Origin of the sequence: Endozoicomonas sp. ONNA2, from assembly GCF_024606365.1 — a bacterium.
Lineage (GTDB): Bacteria > Pseudomonadota > Gammaproteobacteria > Pseudomonadales > Endozoicomonadaceae > Endozoicomonas.
Window position 1 is genome coordinate 1 of record NZ_JAHHPO010000985.1, and the last position, 3,084, is coordinate 3,084.

General features: G+C 44.0%; 2 protein-coding genes. Both read left to right on the forward strand.

The annotated features are described in order from the left end of the window. Positions 1 to 89: 89 nt before the first annotated feature. Positions 90 to 1,853: an ankyrin repeat domain-containing protein gene (locus KDK14_RS17405; RefSeq protein ID WP_257266454.1), complete on the forward strand. Its 1,764-nt coding sequence runs from the start codon at positions 90 to 92 to the stop codon at positions 1,851 to 1,853. 90 nt (positions 1,854 to 1,943) lie between these two features. Further along, complete coding sequence (locus tag KDK14_RS17410) at positions 1,944 to 2,570, forward strand: chorismate mutase (RefSeq protein WP_257266456.1); 627 nt, start codon at positions 1,944 to 1,946, stop codon at positions 2,568 to 2,570. Positions 2,571 to 3,084: the final 514 nt, after the last annotated feature.

Sequence of the window (3,084 nt, forward strand, 5' to 3'; positions counted from 1 at the left end):
GTTGTTTGTTGTAACAATTTTGGATTTTGTAAACATTGATCGGGGCTATTCCAGTCGTTAGTTAAAAGTATTACTCCAAGGTGTTTTCCATGGTACTGGCCAATCTTGATAATTTGAAAAATGTTTTGGACATTCCTTTTCCAGTGGTTGTTTGTGAGCATCTTGTCATATCCGAAAATGCTCAGTTTAATGGTCATAGCGTAAGCACAAGCGAAAACTCGAAGTCATTGATTCGTTTCCCCCAGTGCCAGTGCGATATTCTTTTTCAGGATTGTGCAAACATTCAGAGTTTCGACACACTGTTGCAGGATCGATCAATTGATATTAATGCCAAAATGGCCACGCATATTGGCTGTCTGGCGTGGAGTCCCAATCGTGTGGTCCTTTGGCATGGTTCATTGCAGCCTCGGGACCCAAACATAAAAAACAAGCTGGCATGGTACCTTGGTCAAAGCGGTTTTGATATCAATCAGCCTGTGAATACTGCACAGCAAACATTGCTACACCTGTTTTGCAAGGAGAGTTGTAGCGTACAGCAAAGGCGCACACCGGCAACCGTGAACCCGGGTGAGATCGCAGGCTTCCTGTTGGATCAGGGGGCAAAGTTGAGTGCCAGGGATTATCTGGGCAAGACACCCTTACACGTCGTCAGTAATGCCGCCGGTGGCAGTGAAGTCATGGCCAAATTGCTTGAACATGCCAATGGCAATTCGGCCATCATTGACGCCATTGATGATGAGGGCATAACGGCCCTGTCAGCCGCTCTTATGCATACATCGTGGCTGGGAAAAACGCTGCTACTTCTGCGGGCCGGAGCTAGCACTGAAAAACTCGAAGACGGGAATAGTCCCCTGCACCATTTGATTTATGGGGGTAGACTCAATGAACAATCTCTGGAGCTGCTTATTCAATTCGGTGTAGATGTTCATGAGCAGGACAGCGAGGGAGCGATCCCTATCAACGAAATGGCAAAAAGGATCAATAACCACGAATTTCGTAATCTTCCCTGTATAATTCGTTTGATAAAAATGGGGGTTGGCCTGAATCGTGTTGATAATCTTGGCCAGTCTTTACTGTCTGTGTTGTTACGTCTTGATGATGATCCTTATGATGACGGAAGGGGATTAAGTTTACGTTTATCCAAAAATGACAAGCTGGATTTATGTGATACTGTTTTGAAGGCTTGGTACAAATACAATTTTCCAGAAAGGGCCGGGTGTCTCAAGGGAGTTATCAGCGACAGTCTGATGGAAAGCCATGAAGCAGATCTGGCTGAATTACTGGCAGATTTTCCTGATACGTTTTACTTGGTGGATACTACTGTTGAGATCATTTCCAGGGATTTAACTGAGCATAATAAGCGCAAACTGGAAAACATGCTGGTTAACGCCAGAGATAAACATCCCCGAGATGTAAGCCTGCTACCTTTTGTTTATCTGCCAACTGAACATTTAGAATACTGTTTTAGCCCACATTTTTCAGCGTCAGAAATGGAGGCTATTGACAGCGCTTCACTGGCTGATTTTGTCAGGCTAGGGCTTGAACCCGATGAGGATGATGATTATTCTGGCGATTCTGATTCTGATTCTGATGAAGGCGTAGTGTCCGAGATCAGTGTTTCTGAGGATTTTGAAGAGAATCCCCCTGGCAGAAATCTGACCTTTGAACTTTCGGATATTCAATTATACGACTGGCTGATTGAGACTCACCTTGAGTCATTTCGTCGCTTGCTGAGGTCCCACCACAGCCTTTATAAAGTTATATCTGCCCACGAAGTGAGCCTGGCTGACCGGTTGAGTCTTGAGAATAAAGAGAAACTTCGTGAGCTGCTGAGAGATATTGACAGAGATTAAAAAATTCTGTGCAGGTCCACAAAATGGATGTTCATAAATTCAGGCTTCGTCTTAAGCACTGTTGGTTCTGGCCGACATTTTAGGTCTTGGGTGAAATATGAACTGGCTGAATCAATGGAATGTAACTGGTTCCAGGCTCTGAAAACTTTTGAGGAAGTCATGAAGCTTGTTCTCACAGGGTTACTCAGCTTGACACTCTCTACCTTGACGATTGCAGATACAATGTCGAATGGAATCTTTCAGTTAATCAATCAGCGCTTGACCTACATGCAAGATGTTGCCTTATTCAAGGCTAAAAACCACAGTGCGGTCGAAGACTTGGCCCAAGAAAAGCAAGTGCTTGAGAAAGCATTGATCGATGCACAGCAGGCAGGTTTACAACCGGACTCTATTGCTGATTTCTTCCAGGCACAGATGGATGCTGCCAAGGCGATTCAATATCGTTATATGGCTGACTGGTTGTCTACTCGTCCTGAAAACAGTGAATATCGGGATTTAGATTCTGAGGTCAGACCAAAGGTTTTGGAACTTGGTGTTGAAATTGTGGTTAGAATCAGCGAATACCTGAAAGCCGGAGGGGCCTTTGACAATAAGCTGCAGCAAGACTTTGTCAGAACAGTGAACACAAGGCATCTTTCGGAAAACGATAAAAAGAACATATTTGAAAGTCTTCAATTGATACGTTTGATCAAGAATCAGACGGCTGTACGAGAATAGCGCCCGTCCAGCAGCCCCGGTAGCGAGGATTGCAAGAAATTGAGGATAAAAATTTCTGATTTTGAGGGGAATAGAAGGGCTATTTGCCGAAAAAAGCGGATTTTTATCTTCAATTTTCTGCCATCCTCGCTACGGCTGCTATTCTCGGACAGCCTCCTGGAGTAACGCAGGAGCAGTTGCCGCATAGGGCAGCCTATTCCCGGATAGCCTTCTGGTACTTATCAATGCCAAGTTTGGTGTAATCCGCGGAAGAATCAAAACTCTATTTTGGCTATATAATTCCATAAGAAGTGAACTTCTTGTCCATATAGTTTCCTGTTTGAATGTTTTTTTATTTGTTCGAATGAGGTTGGTTTTCGCAGTGGTGTCGTTCGTGTTCTGTGAAATCACAATATCCTGGTTATCAATCTTTGGCATATATGATCTGGCTCAGGGAATTTTATCTTTTTCTTATGGAAGATTATCACCTGAATCCGTAACTTCAGAAGACGTTGAAACCTTCGGAAGCCGGTCG